16 protein-coding genes and 2 pseudogenes are annotated in these 17,870 nt (G+C 59.5%); 9 read left to right on the top strand and 9 right to left on the bottom strand.

Annotated elements, in window-relative coordinates; translation table 11 throughout:
- Positions 1-103 precede the first annotated feature (103 nt).
- Positions 104-703: pseudogene (locus PMI37_RS32590) on the bottom strand (methyl-accepting chemotaxis protein); the annotation flags it as partial.
- Positions 704-1,009: 306 nt separating this feature from the next.
- Positions 1,010-1,894 (bottom strand): annotated as a pseudogene (locus tag PMI37_RS32585) (cache domain-containing protein); the annotation flags it as partial.
- A 359-nt stretch (positions 1,895-2,253) separates the two neighbouring features.
- On the opposite strand from PMI37_RS32585, the gene PMI37_RS24525 reads away from it, so the two are divergent.
- Positions 2,254-3,297, top strand: a complete 1,044-nt coding sequence (locus PMI37_RS24525; protein ID WP_008086129.1) for an LLM class flavin-dependent oxidoreductase — start codon at positions 2,254-2,256, stop codon at positions 3,295-3,297.
- A 551-nt stretch (positions 3,298-3,848) separates the two neighbouring features.
- On the opposite strand, the gene PMI37_RS24515 is transcribed toward PMI37_RS24525, so the two are convergent.
- A complete protein-coding gene (locus tag PMI37_RS24515; RefSeq protein ID WP_008086125.1) occupies positions 3,849-4,235 on the bottom strand; it encodes a hypothetical protein in 387 nt (128 codons plus the stop codon).
- 208 nt (positions 4,236-4,443) lie between these two features.
- Positions 4,444-4,893, bottom strand: coding sequence for a winged helix-turn-helix transcriptional regulator (locus tag PMI37_RS24510; protein WP_008086120.1), 450 nt, complete (start codon positions 4,891-4,893; stop codon positions 4,444-4,446).
- A gap of 163 nt (positions 4,894-5,056) precedes the next feature.
- Between PMI37_RS24510 and PMI37_RS24505 the strand changes: the two genes are divergently transcribed.
- The 5 genes from PMI37_RS24505 (at position 5,057) to argE (ending at position 10,015) form a co-directional block, all read left to right on the top strand.
- Positions 5,057-5,875, top strand: a complete 819-nt coding sequence (locus PMI37_RS24505; RefSeq protein WP_008086118.1) for an alpha/beta fold hydrolase — start codon at positions 5,057-5,059, stop codon at positions 5,873-5,875.
- Between the two features lie 368 nt (positions 5,876-6,243).
- Positions 6,244-7,563, top strand: coding sequence for a flavin-containing monooxygenase (locus PMI37_RS24500; RefSeq protein WP_008086117.1), 1,320 nt, complete (start codon positions 6,244-6,246; stop codon positions 7,561-7,563).
- A 58-nt stretch (positions 7,564-7,621) separates the two neighbouring features.
- Complete coding sequence (locus PMI37_RS24495; RefSeq protein WP_008086115.1) at positions 7,622-8,038, top strand: RidA family protein; 417 nt, start codon at positions 7,622-7,624, stop codon at positions 8,036-8,038.
- A gap of 154 nt (positions 8,039-8,192) precedes the next feature.
- Positions 8,193-8,870, top strand: coding sequence for a DUF1028 domain-containing protein (locus PMI37_RS24490; RefSeq protein WP_008086113.1), 678 nt, complete (start codon positions 8,193-8,195; stop codon positions 8,868-8,870).
- Positions 8,867-10,015, top strand: coding sequence for an acetylornithine deacetylase (gene argE / locus PMI37_RS24485; RefSeq protein ID WP_008086111.1), 1,149 nt, complete (start codon positions 8,867-8,869; stop codon positions 10,013-10,015). Before PMI37_RS24490 ends, argE begins: the two co-directional genes overlap by 4 nt.
- An 18-nt stretch (positions 10,016-10,033) precedes the next feature.
- Here the strand turns inward: argE and PMI37_RS24480 are convergent, their stop codons facing one another.
- Entirely contained in the window at positions 10,034-10,945 is a 912-nt protein-coding gene (locus tag PMI37_RS24480) for a LysR family transcriptional regulator (protein ID WP_008086110.1), read from the bottom strand.
- 464 nt (positions 10,946-11,409) lie between these two features.
- On the opposite strand from PMI37_RS24480, the gene PMI37_RS24475 reads away from it, so the two are divergent.
- Positions 11,410-12,825 (top strand): purine-cytosine permease family protein, encoded by a 1,416-nt coding sequence (locus PMI37_RS24475; RefSeq protein WP_008086107.1) that lies wholly within the window; start codon positions 11,410-11,412, stop codon positions 12,823-12,825.
- Positions 12,826-12,923: 98 nt separating this feature from the next.
- Positions 12,924-13,547 (top strand): glutathione S-transferase family protein, encoded by a 624-nt coding sequence (locus tag PMI37_RS24470; protein ID WP_008086106.1) that lies wholly within the window; start codon positions 12,924-12,926, stop codon positions 13,545-13,547.
- A gap of 55 nt (positions 13,548-13,602) precedes the next feature.
- On the opposite strand, the gene PMI37_RS24465 is transcribed toward PMI37_RS24470, so the two are convergent.
- The 4 genes from PMI37_RS24465 to ptrR all read right to left on the bottom strand — a co-directional run bounded on the left by PMI37_RS24465 (position 13,603) and on the right by ptrR (position 16,105).
- Positions 13,603-14,031 (bottom strand): TOBE domain-containing protein, encoded by a 429-nt coding sequence (locus PMI37_RS24465; RefSeq protein WP_008086104.1) that lies wholly within the window; start codon positions 14,029-14,031, stop codon positions 13,603-13,605.
- 96 nt (positions 14,032-14,127) lie between these two features.
- Positions 14,128-14,472, bottom strand: coding sequence for a gamma-glutamylcyclotransferase family protein (locus tag PMI37_RS24460; protein WP_008086102.1), 345 nt, complete (start codon positions 14,470-14,472; stop codon positions 14,128-14,130).
- Positions 14,473-14,481: 9 nt separating this feature from the next.
- The gene (locus PMI37_RS24455; RefSeq protein ID WP_008086100.1) at positions 14,482-15,144 is read right to left on the bottom strand and encodes a M24 family metallopeptidase; all 663 of its coding nucleotides are present in this window, start codon (positions 15,142-15,144) and stop codon (positions 14,482-14,484) included.
- Positions 15,145-15,226: 82 nt separating this feature from the next.
- On the bottom strand, positions 15,227-16,105 hold the full coding sequence (gene ptrR / locus PMI37_RS24450; protein ID WP_008086098.1) for a putrescine utilization regulator PtrR: 879 nt from the start codon (positions 16,103-16,105) through the stop codon (positions 15,227-15,229).
- Positions 16,106-16,208: 103 nt separating this feature from the next.
- Between ptrR and PMI37_RS24445 the strand changes: the two genes are divergently transcribed.
- Positions 16,209-17,600, top strand: coding sequence for an aldehyde dehydrogenase family protein (locus tag PMI37_RS24445; protein WP_008086096.1), 1,392 nt, complete (start codon positions 16,209-16,211; stop codon positions 17,598-17,600).
- The last annotated feature ends 270 nt before the right edge of the window (positions 17,601-17,870 follow it).

Here is a 17,870-nt window from a genome sequence, read left to right as displayed (position 1 = left end):
TGCCAGCGATAGCGTCAGTGCAGTCAGCATTAATGTTGACTGTGATGACGCCATCGCTGGCAAGCCAGCTCCCACAGGTTTTTTGGTATTTGGGCTGGCGCGGTCAGGTGCGGAAGCGGCTCACCAGTTGATTCAACGTCTGTGACAACGCCGTCAGGTTTTGCGCGTCCTGGCGGGTTGAATCCGCCAGACTGGCCACCAACTGCGCATCGCCATGGATCTGGCTGATGTGCCGATTGATGTCTTCGGCTACTTGATGCTGCTCCTCCGCCGCCGTGGCGATCTGCGTATTCATGTCGCGGATCACGTCCACCGATTCGCGAATCAACTCGAAACTCGCCCGCGCCTCATTGATCGACACCACGGTCTCCTGCGACACCTCGAGGCTGGCGTGCATCTGCTTGCCCATTTGATGGGTGCGTCGCGCCAGATTACCCAGCAGCGCGTCGATCTCGCCGGTGGAATCCGCCGTGCGTTTGGCCAGCGCGCGAACTTCATCGGCAACCACCGCAAATCCACGGCCCTGCTCGCCCGCCCGCGCCGCTTCGATCGCCGCATTGAGCGCGAGCAGGTTGGTCTGCTCGGCAATCGAACGGATGGTGCCGAGAATCGACTGAATATCGTTGCTGTCCTTCTCCAGTTGCTGCATCGACTCGGCGCTGTGACCGATCTCCTGACTCAGCCGGCCGACATTGCTCACCGCCGCATCGATCTGCTGCTGCCCGGTGTGCGCCTGACGCTGACCGTTATCGGCCGAGTCCGCAGCCTGGCTGCACGAACGCGCGACCTCGTTGGAGGTGGCAACCATTTCATGAAACGCCGTGGAGACCATGTCGACTGCCTCGCGCTGCCGTAAGGCGACTTCGGCCATTTCCGCCGAGACCTCGGTAGCGCTGCCGGAGCTACTGTGGATCTGCCCGGCCGCCTGACCGATGCGCTGAATCAGCGTACGGATCGCCTCAAGAAACTGGTTGAACCAGCCCGCGAGTTGCGCGGTTTCATCTTGCCCGCGCACCGTCAGCCGCGCGGTCAGATCGCCTTCGCCTTGGGCAATGCCTTCCAGACCGCTGGCCACACCACGGATCGGCTTGACCATCAACCCGGCAAACCACGCACCGGCCATGGCAAACAGCAACGCGCACACCACCGCGATGGCGCCGATGATCCACGTCAGCCGCGTGGCGCCGGCCATGACTTCACTGGCCTTGACCAGCCCGACAAAACGCCAGCCCAGTGTCTCCGATGGCCAGACCAGCGCCATGTAACGCTCGCCGGCCAATTCCACTTCCACCAAGCCCTTGCCGGCCTCGGCCAGTTGTTTGTAGCCATCGCCCAGATCGTTGAGTTTTTTGAAGTTGTGCGCCGGATCGCTGGGGTCGACCAGCACGGTGTTGTTGGCTTCCATCAGCATCAGGTAACCACTGTCGCCGAGGCGGATCTGCTTGACCAGATCGGTCAGTTGCTTGAGCGACACGTCGATGTTTACCACACCGGCGTTGCTGCCCAACTGATTGTTGAAGCTGCGCACAGTACTCACCAGCACCACGTCATCCGTCGCCCAATAATAGGCGTCGGTGCGCAGAGTTTTGCCAGGATTGGCCATCGCGGTTTTGTACCAGGGCCGCGTGCGCGGATCGTAACTGGCCAGCTTCGGGTCACCCGGCCAAAACAGATAACCGCCCTCCTGCGTCCCCAACGACAGATAGGTGTAAGCCGGATGGGCCTTGGCCAGTCCGGCGAACAAACTGAATACCTGCTGATCCTGCGGCCCCACCGGGATCTGCGCGGCATCACTGCTCAAGTAGCGCTTGAGGCTGCCATCAATCCCCTGCAATTGCGGATGTTCAGCCAGATACGCCACGTTCTGGCTGATACCTTCGAAGAACAGCTGCATGGCATTTTCGACCTGACGCACCTCCCTCCCGGTGCTGTCGATAAAGGTGTCCCGCGCACCATCGCGTACGTTGAGGATGATCAGCACCGCCACCAGCAACACCGGCAGGCTGGCGATCACCGCGAACGCCATGGTCAATTTTTGTTTTATGTTCATCTACTGCGCCTTCCTTGTTCGAAGTGTCGGTCAGAAATATTTTGCGGATATTCCGTATTATGGTATACCAATATTCAATCAACCGACCAGCCGTCCTCGAAGGCGTGCTTGAATGGTGAGAAGACTTGCGAGCGTTCAGCGCTCATGCCAGTGACACAGGCCCGCAAACGACCGGCCATCAACAAAAGATCCGAGGTAGCGTCATGAAATTTTCCCTGTTCGTACACATGGAGCGCTGGGACGAAAGCGTCAGCCACCGCCAACTGTTCGAAGACCTGACCGAACTCACCCTGATGGCCGAGGCCGGCGGTTTCAGCACCGTGTGGATTGGCGAACACCACGCCATGGAATACACCATCTCGCCAAGCCCGATGCCGCTGCTGGCCTACCTCGCGGCGAAAACCACCACCATTCATCTCGGCGCCGGCACCATCATTGCGCCGTTCTGGCACCCGTTGCGGGTCGCCGGTGAATGCGCCCTGCTCGACGTCATCAGCAACGGCCGCATGGAAGTCGGTCTGGCCCGTGGCGCCTATCAGGTTGAATTCGATCGCATGGCCGGCGGCATGCCTGCCTCAAGCGGCGGCCAGGCGCTGCGCGAGATGGTTCCGGTGGTCCGCGCCCTGTGGCAAGGCGATTACGCCCACGACGGCGACATCTGGAAATTCCCCACTTCGACCAGCGTGCCGAAGCCGATTCAGCAGCCGAACCCACCGATGTGGATCGCCGCCCGCGACCCGGATTCGCACAACTTCGCCGTGGCCAACGGCTGCAACGTCATGGTCACACCGTTGATGAAGGGCGACGAAGAAGTCCTCGACCTGAAGAACAAATTCCAGACGGCGCTGGACAACAACCCGGACGTGCCGCGCCCGCAATTGATGGTGCTGCGCCACACCCACGTACACACCGCCGACGATCCGGACGGCTGGAAAGTCGGCGCCAAAGCGATCTCGCGGTTCTATCGCACCTTCGATGCGTGGTTCGGCAACAAGCAAACCCCGGTCAACGGCTTCCTCGCGCCAAGCCCGGAAGAAAAGTTTGCCGGACGCCCTGAGTTCGAGCTGGAAAGCCTGCACAAGACCGCGATGATCGGTACGCCGGAAGAGATTATTCCGCGTATCAAGTACTACCAGGAGCTGGGCGTGGATGAGTTCAGTTTCTGGTGCGACAACAGCTTGCCGCATGAAGAGAAGAAAAAGTCGCTGGAGCTGTTTATCAAGCACGTGGTGCCGGCGTTTCGCTGAGTGATCTGCTGATCAGGCCTGGCCAATGAAAACGCCCCGATTGATTCGGGGCGTTTTTTTAACAGTCCTGACAACTTTATTGCCAATGAAATTCGGGGCGGATTTCGCAAGTCACTCCAGCAGCCAGAAGACTCTTTCGAACCTTTAAAACCTCTTGAGCCCGACCGGCCATCAGCAGAGGAAGGTCCTGCTTCAGCAAAGTTCTTGCCTCTAAAAAGTTGCCACCGGTCGCTGAAGCTACCGCTCTGACATGCGCCTGATCTCGATAGTCCCCGCGACAGTGCACCTCATATTGGGTCTCATCCATTTCCATAGGCGAAAAATGGGTGGTCACCACCGATGCGCCACACTCGACACACTGTAAGCCCTGAGTGCGGCCAGCCTTAAAAGCAACCAATCTTGCGCCACACTGCTCGCACGCCATCAGACATTCCCCTCCCCCACGGCGGATCACAATTAAACAGCCCTTTGACGAGAAAGCGAGCCAGCCTCACAGCCACTCGCTGCGATGCCACCTCAACTTCTCAAGCGAATCGGCTAACGCGTTCTACTCAACACCCATATTTTTGAGCAACCTGATCACCGGACAGCAGAGCATCGTCGACGTCGGACAAAATACAAGGCCAGAGTTTCGCAACGCTCAAAAAGAACACCCGGTACATCAATCTCGAGTGTTGTGTATGGTCAAGGTTTATTTCAATCAGCGATTGGGGAGGATCACCCAATACGTTCTGCCATTCCAGACGATCTTCGCTGTCGTACATCTCGTAAAACCAATACTCCGGAAGCAATGACAGCCATATATCCGAGTCGCCTTCACCGATTGTCCCCCGAGGCTTCCCGCCAGTGTTAACGAATCCACCGGCGGCGAGAACAGCCGCTCTGAAATCTTCTACGGTTAGTTTTCTTGAGGAAATGATCATTGCGGATAACGACATTTACTCCGGCCTCCTCTGCTGGATCAGGGTCAACTCATCGCGGCTGACAATCTGGCCGCACGCTAGGATAGAACAGGAATCTGCGCCTGGGACAGTCGCCGCAAAGACCTGCACACATTCAACACTGTCGGCGTCCTTGGCTTCGAACGCGGCCTCCAACTCCCGAAGCACGTAATCCTTGGGCACTGACGAGCCCGGAAAATATACCTCAATGCGCAACGCCGAGCCGCGTGGACACGTCTTGCGGTGTAAGCACACGACCATCCTCGGCCACCAGTTCCAACTTGCGCAGCGGCTGGCGATTCTGCGCATCGACCATCACCGAGCCCGGCTCGCCCGGCGCGTACATGAATTCGCCACCCCATTGCGACAACGCCACGATCACCGTCTGCAGGGCTTTGCCACGCTCGGTCAGCACGTATTCCTTATGCGCACCGCCATCCGCTGCGGGCACCGTTTGCAGGATGCCCTGCTCGGCCAGGCCCTTGAGCCGGGCGCTGAGCATGTTCTTGGCGATGTCCAGGTTCTTCTGGAAATCACTGAATCGCCGAATCCCCTCCAGCGCATCACGAATGATCAGCAACGACCACCAGTCACCGATCAGATCCAGTGTCCGCGCCACCGGGCAGGCCGCGCCTTGCAGGCTTTTGCGCTTCACGAAAGGTACTCCACTGACGGATCAAAGGTTGCATCATACAACTCTGCTGTGGATTAGCACCTGTATAACCCAGCACCTGCATACAAGTAGCCGTCGCGCTTTGCGCCGATAGTGAAGTCGGCCATTTCGGCTTTACGAGCGATCCCTGACGCAAGGAGTTTGCATGAGCACGTTCTTCACTCAAGACGGCATCGAAATCTATTACAAGGATTGGGGCAGTGGTAAGCCCGTGCTGTTCAGCCACGGCTGGCCGCTGGATGCCGACATGTGGGAATACCAGATGGAATACCTGAGCAGTCGCGGTTACCGCACGATCGCTTTCGACCGTCGCGGTTTCGGGCGCTCGGAACAGCCGTGGAACGGCTACGACTACGACACCTTCGCCGACGACATCGCGCAACTGATCAACCATCTCGACCTGCGAGACGTCACCCTGGTGGGCTTCTCCATGGGCGGCGGCGATGTCAGCCGCTACATCGCCCGGCATGGCAGCGAACGTGTTGCTGGCCTTGTGTTGCTGGGCGCGGTGACGCCGTTGTTCGGCAAAAAGCCTGACTTCCCGCAGGGTGTCGACAAGTCAGTGTTTGACGGGATCAAGGCGGGTTTGCTGAAGGATCGTGCGCAGTTCATCGCTGACTTCGCGGCTCCGTTTTATGGCACCAATCAGGGCCAGACCGTTTCTGCCGGCGTGCTCACCCAAACCCTCAACGTCGCACTGCTGGCGTCGCTCAAGGGCACGGTGGATTGCGTGACGGCGTTCTCGGAAACCGACTTCCGCCCGGACATGGCCAAGATCAATGTGCCAACGCTGGTGATCCATGGTGACGGCGATCAGATCGTGCCGTTTGAAACCACGGGTAAGCAGGCTGCTGCGCAGATCAAGGGTGCTGAATTGAAGGTGTATGCCGGTGCACCGCATGGGTTCGCAGTGACGCATGCGCAAGCATTGAATGAAGATTTACTGGCGTTCCTCAACCGATAAACCCTCTAAGGTTCCCGTAACCACTGTGGTGAAGGGATTTAGCGAAACGTCGCACCGCCCCGTTGGACTGCGCAGCAGTCCCTTCTTTTTAAAATCAAAGGAGGGGCCGCTTCGCGACCCAACGGGGATAAATCCCCTCACCACAAGGATCGCACGCTGGTTGAAGGTTTTTGTTTGTAGTTGCAGGTTCGTCCACTGCCAGAACCCCCGGATTTAAAGGCCTTAACCTCCCTGCATCAGAATTTTATCTTCACATCCCAGCTTAATAATATTTTACCGATATCGCCCCTCTCCCTAGTCTGACCTCAAGCCAAACGGACAAGCCAACAGCGCCCGAATCCAACTGCCTTGCTAGGAAGGATGTAGAGATGACCACTGAAATAATAAAAACAGACACGCTGATCGTGGGTGCCGGCCAGGCAGGCGTAGCCATGAGCGAGCACCTGAGCAAACTCGGTGTGCCGCACCTGGTGCTGGAGCGCAATCGCATCGCCGAACGCTGGCGCACCGGGCGCTGGGACTCGCTGGTCGCCAACGGCCCGGCGTGGCACGACCGCTTTCCGGGTCTGGAATTCGATGACGTCGACCCCGATGGTTTCGCCCCGAAAGAACGTGTGGCCGATTACTTCGAAGCCTATGCGAAGAAATTCAACGCACCGATTCGTACCGGCGTCGACGTGAAAAGCGTGGTGCGCAATGTCGGTCGCCCCGGTTTCACCGTCGAGACCTCCGAAGGTGTGATCGAAGCCAGCCGCGTGGTCGCCGCCACCGGCCCGTTTCAGAAACCGGTGATCCCCGCGATCGCCCCGCAAGACGAACGCCTGCTGCAAATCCACTCCGCTGACTATCGCAACCCGCAGCAACTGCCTCAGGGCGCAGTGCTGGTGGTCGGTGCAGGCTCGTCGGGCGTGCAGATTGCCGATGAACTGCAGCGCTCGGGCAAGCAGGTTTACCTGTCTGTCGGCGCTCACGACCGCCCGCCTCGCGCTTATCGCAACCGTGATTTCTGCTGGTGGCTGGGCGTGCTCGGCGAGTGGGATCAAGCGGCGATGAAACCTGGCCGCGAGCACGTGACCATCGCGGTCAGCGGTGCCCACGGCGGGCGCACCATCGATTTTCGTGGCCTGGCCCATCGCGGCATGACCTTGGTCGGCGTCACCGAGTCGTTCAACAACGGCGTGGTGACCTTCAAGCAGGATCTGGTCGGCAACCTCAATCGCGGTGACGAAAACTACCTGGCGCTGCTGGATGCCGCCGACGCCTACATCGAGCGTAACGGCCTCGATCTGCCGGAAGAACCGGAGGCTCGCGAAACGTTTCCAGAGCCTGAGTGCGTGAAAAATCCGCTGGCCGATCTCGATCTGGCCAAGGCTGGCATCACCTCGATCATCTGGGCCACTGGTTTTGCCGTGGATTATTCCTGGCTGCAAGTCGCGGCGTTCGATGACAAAGGCAAGCCTGTGCATCAGCGCGGTGTGTCGAGCGAACCGGGTGTGTATTTCCTCGGTTTGCCGTGGCAGTCGCGTCGCGGTTCGTCGTTCATCTGGGGTGTTTGGCACGACGCCAAACACGTCGCCGATCACATCGCCACCCAGCGCAAGTATCTCGACTACCGCGATGCCGAGCAGCGTGAAGCCGAGCTGCACTCGCCTGCGCACAACAAAGTCGCCGACACCGTCGACGCCTGATTTCTCTCTTTCGCTCCGGCGCCGATTGCACCGGGCAAACCTGATTCTGGAGCTGCACATGAGCAAGCCAACCCACACGCGCATTCGTATGTTCAACACCAAAGACACTTACCCGAACCAAACGCTGGACAACGACTTGTGCCAAGCCGTGCGTGCCGGCAACACCGTCTATGTGCGTGGTCAGGTCGGCACTGATTTCGACGGCAACCTGGTGGGGCTGGGTGATCCGCGTGCGCAGGCCGAACAAGCCATGCGCAACGTCAAGCAACTGCTGGAAGAAGCCGGCAGCGACATGAGCCACATCGTCAAGACCACCACCTACCTGATCGACCCGCGTTATCGCGAGGCGGTGTATGGCGAAGTGGGCAAGTGGCTCAAGGGCGTGTTCCCGATCTCGACCGGGCTGGTGGTATCGGCGCTGGGGCAGCCGCAGTGGTTGATGGAGATTGATGTGATTGCGGTGATTCCCGAGTAAGACATCACACCGCGTTATGGCCATCGCTGGCAAGCCAGCTCCCACAGGGTTTTGGGTTGTTCCAAATTTTGTGACCCCCCCCAATACCTGTGGGAGCTGGCTTGCCAGCGATGAGGCCCTCAAGCACAACATCTTCCTAGAAAGGAGTAAGCAGATGACCTTTTCAATCGCAGCCCGCTGTGCCGAAACCGGCCAGTTCGGTGTCGCCATCAGTTCCTCCAGCATCGCCGTCGGCGCGCGCTGCCCCTGGCTGCTGCCGGGCGTCGGCGCGGTATCGAGCCAGAACATCACCCTGCCCTCCCTCGGCCCGGAAGTCCTCGCGCTGATGGAGCAAGGCCTGGCCCCGGACGACGCGCTGGACAAAGTTCTCACGCGCAACGGCTACAGCCAGTACCGCCAGATCACCGCGATCAACCACCTCGGCCAGACTGCACACTTCAGCGGTTCGCAGACCCTCGGCGTGCACAACGCGGTCTCCGGCGAACAATGCGTCGCTGCCGGCAACATGCTCGCCGGGCGCTCAGTCATCGAAGCCATGGTCAGCGCCTTTGAAGACGGCGAAGGCCAACTCGCCGACCGTCTGCTCAAAGCCCTGCACGCCGCGCAAGCCCTCGGTGGCGAAGCCGGCCCGGTGCATTCGGCAGCGGTCGTGGTGGTCGGCGAACAGACCTGGCCGATCGTCAATCTGCGCGTCGACTGGGCCGATGAAAACCCGATCGGTCAGTTGCAAAAACTTTGGGATGCCTACCAACCACAGTTGCAGGACTACATCGACCGCGCGCTCGATCCGGCCAAAGCCCCGGGTTACGGCGTCGCCGGTGATGATCGATGAACAGCGTCGAGTTGCTCAGAGCGCTGGTGGGTTTCGACACCACCAGCCGTGAATCCAACTTGCAACTGATCGAATTCGTCCGCGATTACCTCGAAGGTTTCGACGTGCCCTGCGCGCTGATCTACAACGATGAGCGCAGCAAAGCCAACCTGTTCGCCACGATCGGCCCGGTGGATCAACCGGGCATCGTGCTGTCCGGGCACACCGATGTGGTGCCGGTCGACGACCAGCCGTGGACGCTTCCTGCATTCGAACTGACGGAGCGCGACGGCAAAGTGTTCGGCCGTGGCACGGCGGACATGAAGGGCTACATCGCCTGCGTGCTTGCATTAGTACCGTCGCTGGTGAAGACGCCGTTGCGTCTGCCGGTACACATCGCGCTGTCCTATGACGAAGAAGTCGGCTGCCTCGGCGTGCGCTCGCTGCTCAGGGTTCTGCAGCAACGTCCGGTCAAACCGCTGCTGTGCATCATCGGCGAGCCGACCGAACTGAAACCGGTGCTCGGCCACAAAGGCAAACTGGCGATGCGCTGCGATGTGCACGGCCATCCATGCCATTCGGCCTACGCCCCGCTTGGGGTCAACGCCATCGAGTACGCCGCCGAACTGATCGGCGAGCTGGGGCGCCTCGGCCAGCAACTGAAAGCGCCGGAGCATCACGACAAGCGTTTCGATCCGCCTTACAGCACCGTGCAAACCGGCGTCATCAGCGGTGGTAAAGCACTGAACATCGTGCCTGCCGATTGCCGTTTCGATTTCGAGATCCGTGCCCTGCCCTCGCAGGATCCGGCCTTGGTTGCCGAGGCGCTAAAGAGCTATGCCGAGCGCGAAGTGCTGCCGCGCATGCGTGCGGTCAGTGCGCAAAGTGAAATTCGTTTCAGCGAGTTGTCGGCCTATCCGGGGCTGGTCACCGATGCGCAGAGCCAGGCTGCCGAGTTGATTGCGGCGTTCTGCGGCTCAACGGAATTCGGCACGGTGGCATTCGGCACTGAAGGCGGGTTGTTTGATGCCGTGGGCATTCCAACCGTAGTCTGCGGCCCCGGCAGCATGGATCAGGGCCACAAACCGGATGAGTTTGTCAGCCTCGATCAGTTGCAGGCCTGCGATGACATGCTCCAGCGCGTGCTCACGTTTATCCGCGATTGAACCCCGGCTCGACTGCACTCACGCGTACAGTCGGGCCAATTCCTCACGGCAATGGTCGACGAACAACTGCACCGGTTTGGTCAGTTGCACGCGCCGCAACCACGCTGCCGACAATCCCGAACCGGTCACCGTTTCCGCCAACGGCACGCACACGACTTGCTGGCCGTCGTAGGTGTAATCGCTGAACGGTTTCGTCACCAGAATCGAAAAGCCGAAACCATTGCCGACCATGCCGCGCACCATCTCGATCGACGGTGAGCTGAAGACGATATTCGGCGTCAGTCCGCGCTCTTCGAAGATGCTCACGAAGTAGGTGCGGCTCGGCACCACGTCGAGCAGGATCATTGGTTCCAGCACCAGATCGTGCAGCGAGACCTTGGCCTGTTGCGCGAAGCGATGATTGGCAGGAAGCAAGGCGTACGGCTGCTGCGGTGGCATCAGTGGCGTGGTTTCGATGGTGCTGTCGAGGTCGTGTTCGAACATCATCGCGACGTCGATGCTGCCAGCGGTGAGGGCTTGCACCAATTCCTGTTGTTCGCCGTCGCGGATGCGGATTTCCACGCCGGGCCAGCGCTTTTTGAAGCCGGCGATCAGGCGCGGCAGATACAGCGGCGCGACGGTTTCGAAACAGCCGATATCGATCTGCCCGGAGACCACGTCGTTGTCGGCCAAAGCGTTCTGTTCGAACTCGTGGGCAACGCGCAACAGCTCCAGCGCCTTGCGATAGAAACGTGAGCCGCTGGGTGTCAGCGAAACGCCCTGGGCGTGATGGCGGATGAACAGCTGCACGCCGAAGCTTTCTTCCAGATGTTTGATCGCGGTGGAGACCGACGGCTGCGCGATGTACAGCTTGCGCGAGGCTTCGGCGACGCTGCCGCAATCGGCGGTAGTGACGAAGTATTTGAGCTGGCGCAGGTTGTAGGCGGCCATGGAAATCTCCAGAAAATCAAAGGAACGCAGCCTTCGGCAGCTCCTGCAGAATGCACCTTTGGTGAGGGGAACCATCTGTGGCAGAAGGACTTATCTGTGTCAGAGGATTTATATGTGGCGAGGGGATTTATCCCCGTTGGGCTGCGCAGCGGCCCCTGTTTTTAAAATCAAAAGAGGGGCCGCTTCGCGCCCCATCGGGGATAAATCCCCTCGCCACAGATAAATCCCCTCGCCACAGAAGATGCCCTCCCGACAGGACTGAGCAAAGCCGGATGAGGGTGAAGCCTGAACATACCGGAGCCATGCCTCCCCCAGAGCATATTTTTTTTAACGTCTGTAGCAACAAACTTACTAATTTATCTATCCCGACGCTTTACCCATGATCGCTTCAACAAGAATTGCGCCGCCCGTGCCGGCGCTTGCCGAAGTACGTCCACGTACTCATCCTTGCCTTGGAGTTCGTCATGGCTACCCCTGCAGCATCCTCCGCTCCGCTGATTGAAAAACACACGATAGGATACGTGCCCCCCGAAGATCGCCACGGAAAGGTCAGGGATCTGTTCACGCTCTGGTTCGGCGGCAACATCGCGCCGTTGCCCATCGTCACCGGTGCGCTGGGCGTGCAGTTGTTTCACTTGAATCTGGTCTGGGGCATCGTCGCGATTCTCGTCGGCCATCTGGTCGGCGGCGTGCTGATGGCGCTGCACTCGGCGCAAGGCCCGCAGATGGGCATTCCGCAGATGATCCAGAGCCGCGCGCAGTTCGGCTCCCTCGGCGCCCTGCTGGTGGTGCTGATTGCCGGCGTCATGTACATCGGTTTCTTTGCCTCCAACATCGTCCTTGCCGGCAAGTCGTTGCACGGCGTGGTCGACAGCGTTCCAGTGCCGGTCGGCATTGTCATCGGCGCCGTGGGTTCGGGGATCATCGGCATCATCGGCTACCGCTTCATCCATGTGCTCAACCGCATCGGCACATGGGTGCTGGGAATCGGCATCGTCGTCGGTTTCGGCTACATCTTCACCCACATTCAAACCGATGACTTCCTCACCCGTGGCGGCTTCAACCTCTCCGGCTGGCTCGCCACGGTGTCGCTGGCGGCGTTGTGGCAAATCGCGTTTGCGCCGTACGTGTCCGACTATTCGCGTTACTTGCCGGCCGACGTCAAAGTCTCCTCGACCTTCTGGACGACGTATCTGGGTTCGGCGCTCGGTTCGAGTCTGGCGTTCATTTTCGGTGCCGTTGCCGTGCTCGCCACACCGGTTGGCATGGACACCATGGACGCGGTGAAAATGGCCACCGGCTCCATCGGCCCGCTGATGCTGGTGCTGTTTTTGCTCAGCGTGATCAGCCACAACGCCCTCAACCTCTACGGCGCAGTGTTGTCGCTGATCACCCTGGTGCAGACCTTCGCCTACCGCTGGATCCCCACCGCCAAGAGTCGCGCGGTGATCTCGATCATCGTGTTGCTGGCCTGCTGCTTCGCCGCCGTCGGCGCCTCGAAGGACTTTATCGGCCACTTCGTCGACATGGTGTTGGTTTTGCTGGTGGTGTTGGTGCCGTGGACAGCGATCAACCTGATCGACTTCTACGCGATCCACAAAGGCAAGTACGACATCCAGTCGATCTTCCAGGTTGATGGCGGCATCTACGGTCGCTACAACCCGCAGGCCTTGCTGGCCTACGCGATCGGCATCGCCGTGCAGATCCCGTTCATGAACACGCCGCTGTACGTCGGCCCGGTGTCGGCACACATCAACGGCGCAGATCTGTCGTGGCTGGTGGGCTTGCTGGTGACGTCGCCGCTGTACTTCTGGCTGGCGAATCGGGATACGTCCTATCGTCGACGGATGATGGGCGGGAAGTTGGCGAGCAGTCTGTGAGTTGATTCGATGAAAACGGAAGGCCCGCCATGTGCGGGCCTTCTTCGTATCGGTGTGGTATTTCTTTACGTCCGACGACCTGATGGAAAGGACATCCGATGCTGCGAATGCTTGGCAAAGCCTCATCGATCAATGTACGTAAGGTGCTGTGGACCTGCGCCGAATTGCAGCTTCCGTTCGACCGGGAGGATTGGGGTTCAGGGTTCAAAACGACGCATACGCCGGAGTTCCTCGCGCTCAATCCCTGCGCCATGGTGCCAGTGATTCAGGACGGCGATTTCACGTTGTGGGAATCGAATACGATCATTCGTTATCTGGCCTCGCGCTATGGCGGTGCGCAGCTTTATCCGACTGAGCCGATGGCCCGGGCGCGGGTCGATCAGTGGATTGACTGGCAGGCTGCGGAGTTGAATCGCTCGTGGTCGTATCCGCTGATGTCGCTGGTGCGCAAGTCACCTGATTATCAGGACGGCACTGCGCTGGCGGTCGGGATCGAGCAATGGTCGAAGAACATGGAGATTCTGAATCGACAGCTGGAATCTACCGGTGCTTACGTCAGCGGCAACGAGTTTTCACTGGCGGACATCCCGATCGGACTCTCGGTTAACCGCTGGTTCGAAACACCGCTCAAGCATCCGCACTTGCCCGCCGTCAGCGCCTATTACGAACGCCTGAACCAACGCGAGGGCTATCGCCTGTACGGCCGAAACGGCACGCCATAACGCAAAAAACCGCTGATCCCGAAATCAGCGGTTTTTTATTTGCCTGAAAAAACTATCAGGCCGGAACACCCAGAATGATGTGCGAAGCCTTGATCACTGCCGTCGCGCTGACGCCTTTGGCCAGGCCCAGTTCGGCAACGGCATCGCGGGTCACGATCGAGTAGACCTTTGAACCGCCAGCCAACTCGATCACCACCTCAGCGTTGACCGCACCGTCCGTCACGCTCAGCACTTTGCCTTCCAGGCAATTGCGCGCCGACAGGCGAATGTCGCTGGATTCAGTCATCAGCATCACCCACGGCGCCTTGATCAGCGCAACGGCTTCCTTGCCGACGGCGATGCCAAGGTTCTTGATGCTTTCCATGGTCACGACGGCAACCAACTGCTCACCGCCAGCCAAGGTCAGAACCACTTCGGCGTTGACGGCGCCGGCCTGAACATTGCTGACGTTGCCCTTGAATACGTTGCGTGCGCTGACTTTCATGATGGATGTCCTGTTTTTTGACTTTGGAGTTAGGAAACGGCGTGCATCATCGAAGTTGGCGCTATATAAAAACAACTACAGCGCTGCGCTCTGTTGTCACGCCTGCACGTAAACCCATGCATGTACTCCAGACTTTAGCAGCACGCTGACGCGTTTGTAGTCCGCCACTTCGTATTCATCAGCTGCCGCCAGCTCCTGCGCGGTGATCTGGAAAACCGTGCCGGCAATCTCATCGGCCGCATTGCTACTTTCCTGCACGATCGGATGGTGGGTCTTGCCGCTGGTGGCGAGCACCGCAGGATCGGTGATCTCGACCATTTCCTGCTTATAGCCCGGCAGACTGTCCGGGCGCCCTTGCAGCTCGCAGCCGAAGTTGGAGAGTTGCACGGCGCGATCCTGCAAAGTGCCGTAGGAAAAAAGCAAAACATGAGGCGTAGTCATGAGGCTTTCCTAAATGAGCAAGTCTTCGTAAAAAGCGCCGAACGGCCGCGTCGGATGGGCGATCTGGATTTCCAGAATCCAAACGCCGGCGTTCGGCGCCTGCTCGAAATCGCCCAGATCGCCGCCACGGTGAATCGCATGCGGGAAATCGCTGACCCGGTGCCCTTTAATGTTCAGGTTCAGTACCCAACCCATCGCTTCGGCCTGTTCAGTCGCATAGCGGTAAAGCTCAACGCCGGAAACACCCTTGCGCCAGAACGCTTCGACCCGGTCGAACAATTCCTTGGCAGCCGCCGCGCAGGCAATCATTTGCGAGTCGGAACCGGTGGTGTAGGTCGCACCCGCATCGCCTTCGTGACCTTGCCAGACCACGCCCATGTCGATGAAGAAAATGTCGTCCTCACCGAGCACCGGATCGCCGTCGGAGCGCTGTTTGAAGGTCTTCAGCGTGTTGGCACCGAAGCGAATCAGCAGCGGATGCCAGATCCGGTCCATGCCCAATTCGGCGAGGATTTCCTTGCCTCGCGCCGTCGCTTCGGATTCAAGCATGCCGGGTTTGATCACCTCGGCAATGGCGTCGACGGCTTTCCAGGTGAGTTGTTGGGCGTGACGCATCGTTTCCAGCACAAAACGTTCGCCGACCGCTTCTTTACCGCTTAATGCTGTGGTCATTTCCTTGTCCTCATGGCCGCGCTGTATAGTTTTTTATATTGCGAAACGCCGATAAAGATACAGCCATGACACAAGGTGTCAATTACTCTTCTGCGCGTACCACCCCGCGTTCTTCAAGCAAACGGACAAACATGCTCAAACTGCGCGACACCGTGCCCCGGCGCCACACTAGCCACGTAGTCAGATAGCGAAAATCCTTTGCCAGCGGCCAGACGCTGACGGTCGCGCTGCCAGGCATGCTCTGCAACATCTTGCGTGGCATCAGCGCCAGACCGGCACCGGCGCTGACGCAGGCGAGCATGCCGTGATAGGACTCCATTTCGAAGATTTTTCCGGGCACAGCGGCGTCGGTGCTGAACCACTTTTCAAAGTGATGACGATAGGAGCAGTTGGAGCGGAAGGCGTAAATATTCTCGCCATTCACATCCGCTGCACGCTTTACCGGGGCGTGATTGAGTGGCGCGATGATGACCATTTCTTCTTCGAAGGCCGGTACGCCTTCCAGCGTCGGATGCAGCACCGGGCCGTCGACGAATGCTGCCGCGAGACGCCCGGAGAGCACGCCGTCGATCATCGTCCCCGAGGGCCCGGTGGACAGGTCCAGATCAACTTTCGGATGAAGTTGGTTATACGCCGCGAGCAGTTCGGGGATGCGCACCGCTGCTGTACTTTCCAGTGAACCCAAAGGAAACGCGCCCTGCGGTTCTTCGCCGGCCACGGTGGCGCGCGCCTCTTGCACCAAGTCGAGAATCCGCCGCGCGTACTCAAGAAAACTCCAACCCGCCGGCGACAGGCGCAGACGACTTTTCTCGCGAATAAACAGATCGACACCCAAATCCTGCTCAAGCTGCTTGATCCGCGTGGTCAGGTTCGACGGCACGCGGTGGATCTGCGCGGCGGCGGCGCTGATGCTGCCGTGTTCGGCAACGGCTTTGAAGATTTCCAGCTGCACCAGATCCACAGTCATTCTCCAATCGTGAAAGAAACGATCTTTATTATTCAGTTTCCAGAAAACAAACACCACCCTACTCTAGGCTCATCCGACGAACATGCAGGACGAGACCATGAGCCAGATTTCCAGCCAGACCCACGCCATCTCGATCAACCCCGCCACCGACGAGCAGATCGGCCATTACGCCTTTGAATCCGCTGCCGCCCTCGATGCCGCGCTGACCCGCGCTGCTTACGGCTTCGGCAAATGGAAACGCAAGCCGCTGCAGGATCGCTCGCGTTTGCTGACCGCCCTCGCCGGCGCGCTGCGTGACACCGCTGAAGCCATGGCGACCATGATCACTCAGGAAATGGGCAAGCCGATCGCTCAGGCCCGTGGCGAAATCGAGAAATGCGCCAAGCTCTGCGAGTGGTACGCCGAAAACGGCCCGGCCATGCTCGACGCGGAGCCGACTCAGGTTGAAGGCGGCAAGGCACGCATCGAGTACCGTCCGCTCGGCCCGATCCTTGCTGTGATGCCGTGGAACTTCCCGATCTGGCAAGTGCTGCGCGGTGCCGTTCCTGCGCTGATCGCCGGCAACACTTACGTGCTCAAGCATGCGCCGAACGTGATGGGCAGCGCTTATCTGCTGCGCGACGCCTTCACCCGTGCCGGTTTTGCTGACGGCGTGTTTGAAGTGATCAACGTCACCCCGGAAGGCGTTTCGACCGCCATTGCCGACCCGCGCATTGCTGCGGTGACCCTGACCGGTAGCGTCCGTGCCGGCATGGCGATCGGCGCTCAGGCCGGTGCTGCGCTGAAGAAATGCGTGTTGGAACTGGGTGGCTCCGACCCGTTCATCGTGCTCAACGATGCTGATATCGACGAAGCCGTGCAGGCAGCAGTCATCGGCCGCTATCAGAACTCCGGCCAGGTCTGCGCAGCGGCCAAGCGTCTGATCATCGAAGAAGGCGTGGTTGAAGAGTTCACCCGCAAATTCGTCGAAGCCACGCGCAAGCTGAAAGTGGGCGACCCATTGGCCGCCGACACTTACATCGGCCCGATGGCGCGTTTTGATCTGCGTGATGAACTCGATCAGCAAGTGCGCGACACCCTTGAAGAAGGCGCGACGCTGTTGCTCGGTGGCGGCAAAACCGCAGGCGCCGGCAACTACTACGAGCCCACCGTGCTGGCCGATGTCACCGACCGCATGACCTCGTTCAAACAGGAACTGTTCGGCCCGGTCGCCTCGATCATTACCGCCCGCGATTGCGCCCATGCAGTAGCGCTGGCCAACGACAGCGAGTTCGGCCTGACCGCGACGATCTACACCGCCAACGTGCCACTGGCCCAGCAACTGACCAGCGAACTGGACACCGGCGGCGTGTTCATCAACGGCTACTCCGCCAGCGACCCGCGCGTAACCTTCGGCGGCGTGAAGAAAAGCGGTTTCGGCCGCGAGCTGTCGCACTTCGGCGTCCGCGAATTCTGCAACGCCCAAACCGTGTGGCTCGACCGTAAATAACCGACCTGACGCCATGTAGGAGCTGCCGCAGGCTGCGATCTGTTGATCTTGTCTTAAAAAACAACATCAAAAGATCGCAGCCTGCGGCAGCTCCTACAGGGTTGGATGCGCGAAGGCGTCGCGTCAGTCAAAACAGATGCTCACTGGAACGCCGAAGCATAACCTTGAACCAGACACTCATTCGCCAGACCTGTTGGGGTGGGCGTATGTGTTTGCAGACGTGGTCAGCGAATCCCGCACTCAATCCATTGCCCCTGTAGGAGCTGCCGC

This window comes from Pseudomonas sp. GM80, assembly GCF_000282515.1.
Taxonomy (GTDB): domain Bacteria; phylum Pseudomonadota; class Gammaproteobacteria; order Pseudomonadales; family Pseudomonadaceae; genus Aquipseudomonas.
Note: the sequence above shows the minus strand (reverse complement) of the source record. Positions and strands in the feature narration are given on the sequence as shown.

Coding starts and splice junctions, on each gene's coding strand:
- PMI37_RS24525 (WP_008086129.1), top strand. CDS start 2,254: ATGAAATTTTCCCTGTTCGTACACATGGAGCGCTGGGACGAAAGCGTC.
- PMI37_RS24515 (WP_008086125.1), bottom strand. CDS start 4,235: ATGTCGTTATCCGCAATGATCATTTCCTCAAGAAAACTAACCGTAGAA.
- PMI37_RS24505 (WP_008086118.1), top strand. CDS start 5,057: ATGAGCACGTTCTTCACTCAAGACGGCATCGAAATCTATTACAAGGAT.
- PMI37_RS24500 (WP_008086117.1), top strand. CDS start 6,244: ATGACCACTGAAATAATAAAAACAGACACGCTGATCGTGGGTGCCGGC.
- PMI37_RS24495 (WP_008086115.1), top strand. CDS start 7,622: ATGAGCAAGCCAACCCACACGCGCATTCGTATGTTCAACACCAAAGAC.
- PMI37_RS24490 (WP_008086113.1), top strand. CDS start 8,193: ATGACCTTTTCAATCGCAGCCCGCTGTGCCGAAACCGGCCAGTTCGGT.
- argE (WP_008086111.1), top strand. CDS start 8,867: ATGAACAGCGTCGAGTTGCTCAGAGCGCTGGTGGGTTTCGACACCACC.
- PMI37_RS24480 (WP_008086110.1), bottom strand. CDS start 10,945: ATGGCCGCCTACAACCTGCGCCAGCTCAAATACTTCGTCACTACCGCC.
- PMI37_RS24475 (WP_008086107.1), top strand. CDS start 11,410: ATGGCTACCCCTGCAGCATCCTCCGCTCCGCTGATTGAAAAACACACG.
- PMI37_RS24470 (WP_008086106.1), top strand. CDS start 12,924: ATGCTGCGAATGCTTGGCAAAGCCTCATCGATCAATGTACGTAAGGTG.
- PMI37_RS24465 (WP_008086104.1), bottom strand. CDS start 14,031: ATGAAAGTCAGCGCACGCAACGTATTCAAGGGCAACGTCAGCAATGTT.
- PMI37_RS24460 (WP_008086102.1), bottom strand. CDS start 14,472: ATGACTACGCCTCATGTTTTGCTTTTTTCCTACGGCACTTTGCAGGAT.
- PMI37_RS24455 (WP_008086100.1), bottom strand. CDS start 15,144: ATGACCACAGCATTAAGCGGTAAAGAAGCGGTCGGCGAACGTTTTGTG.
- PMI37_RS24445 (WP_008086096.1), top strand. CDS start 16,209: ATGAGCCAGATTTCCAGCCAGACCCACGCCATCTCGATCAACCCCGCC.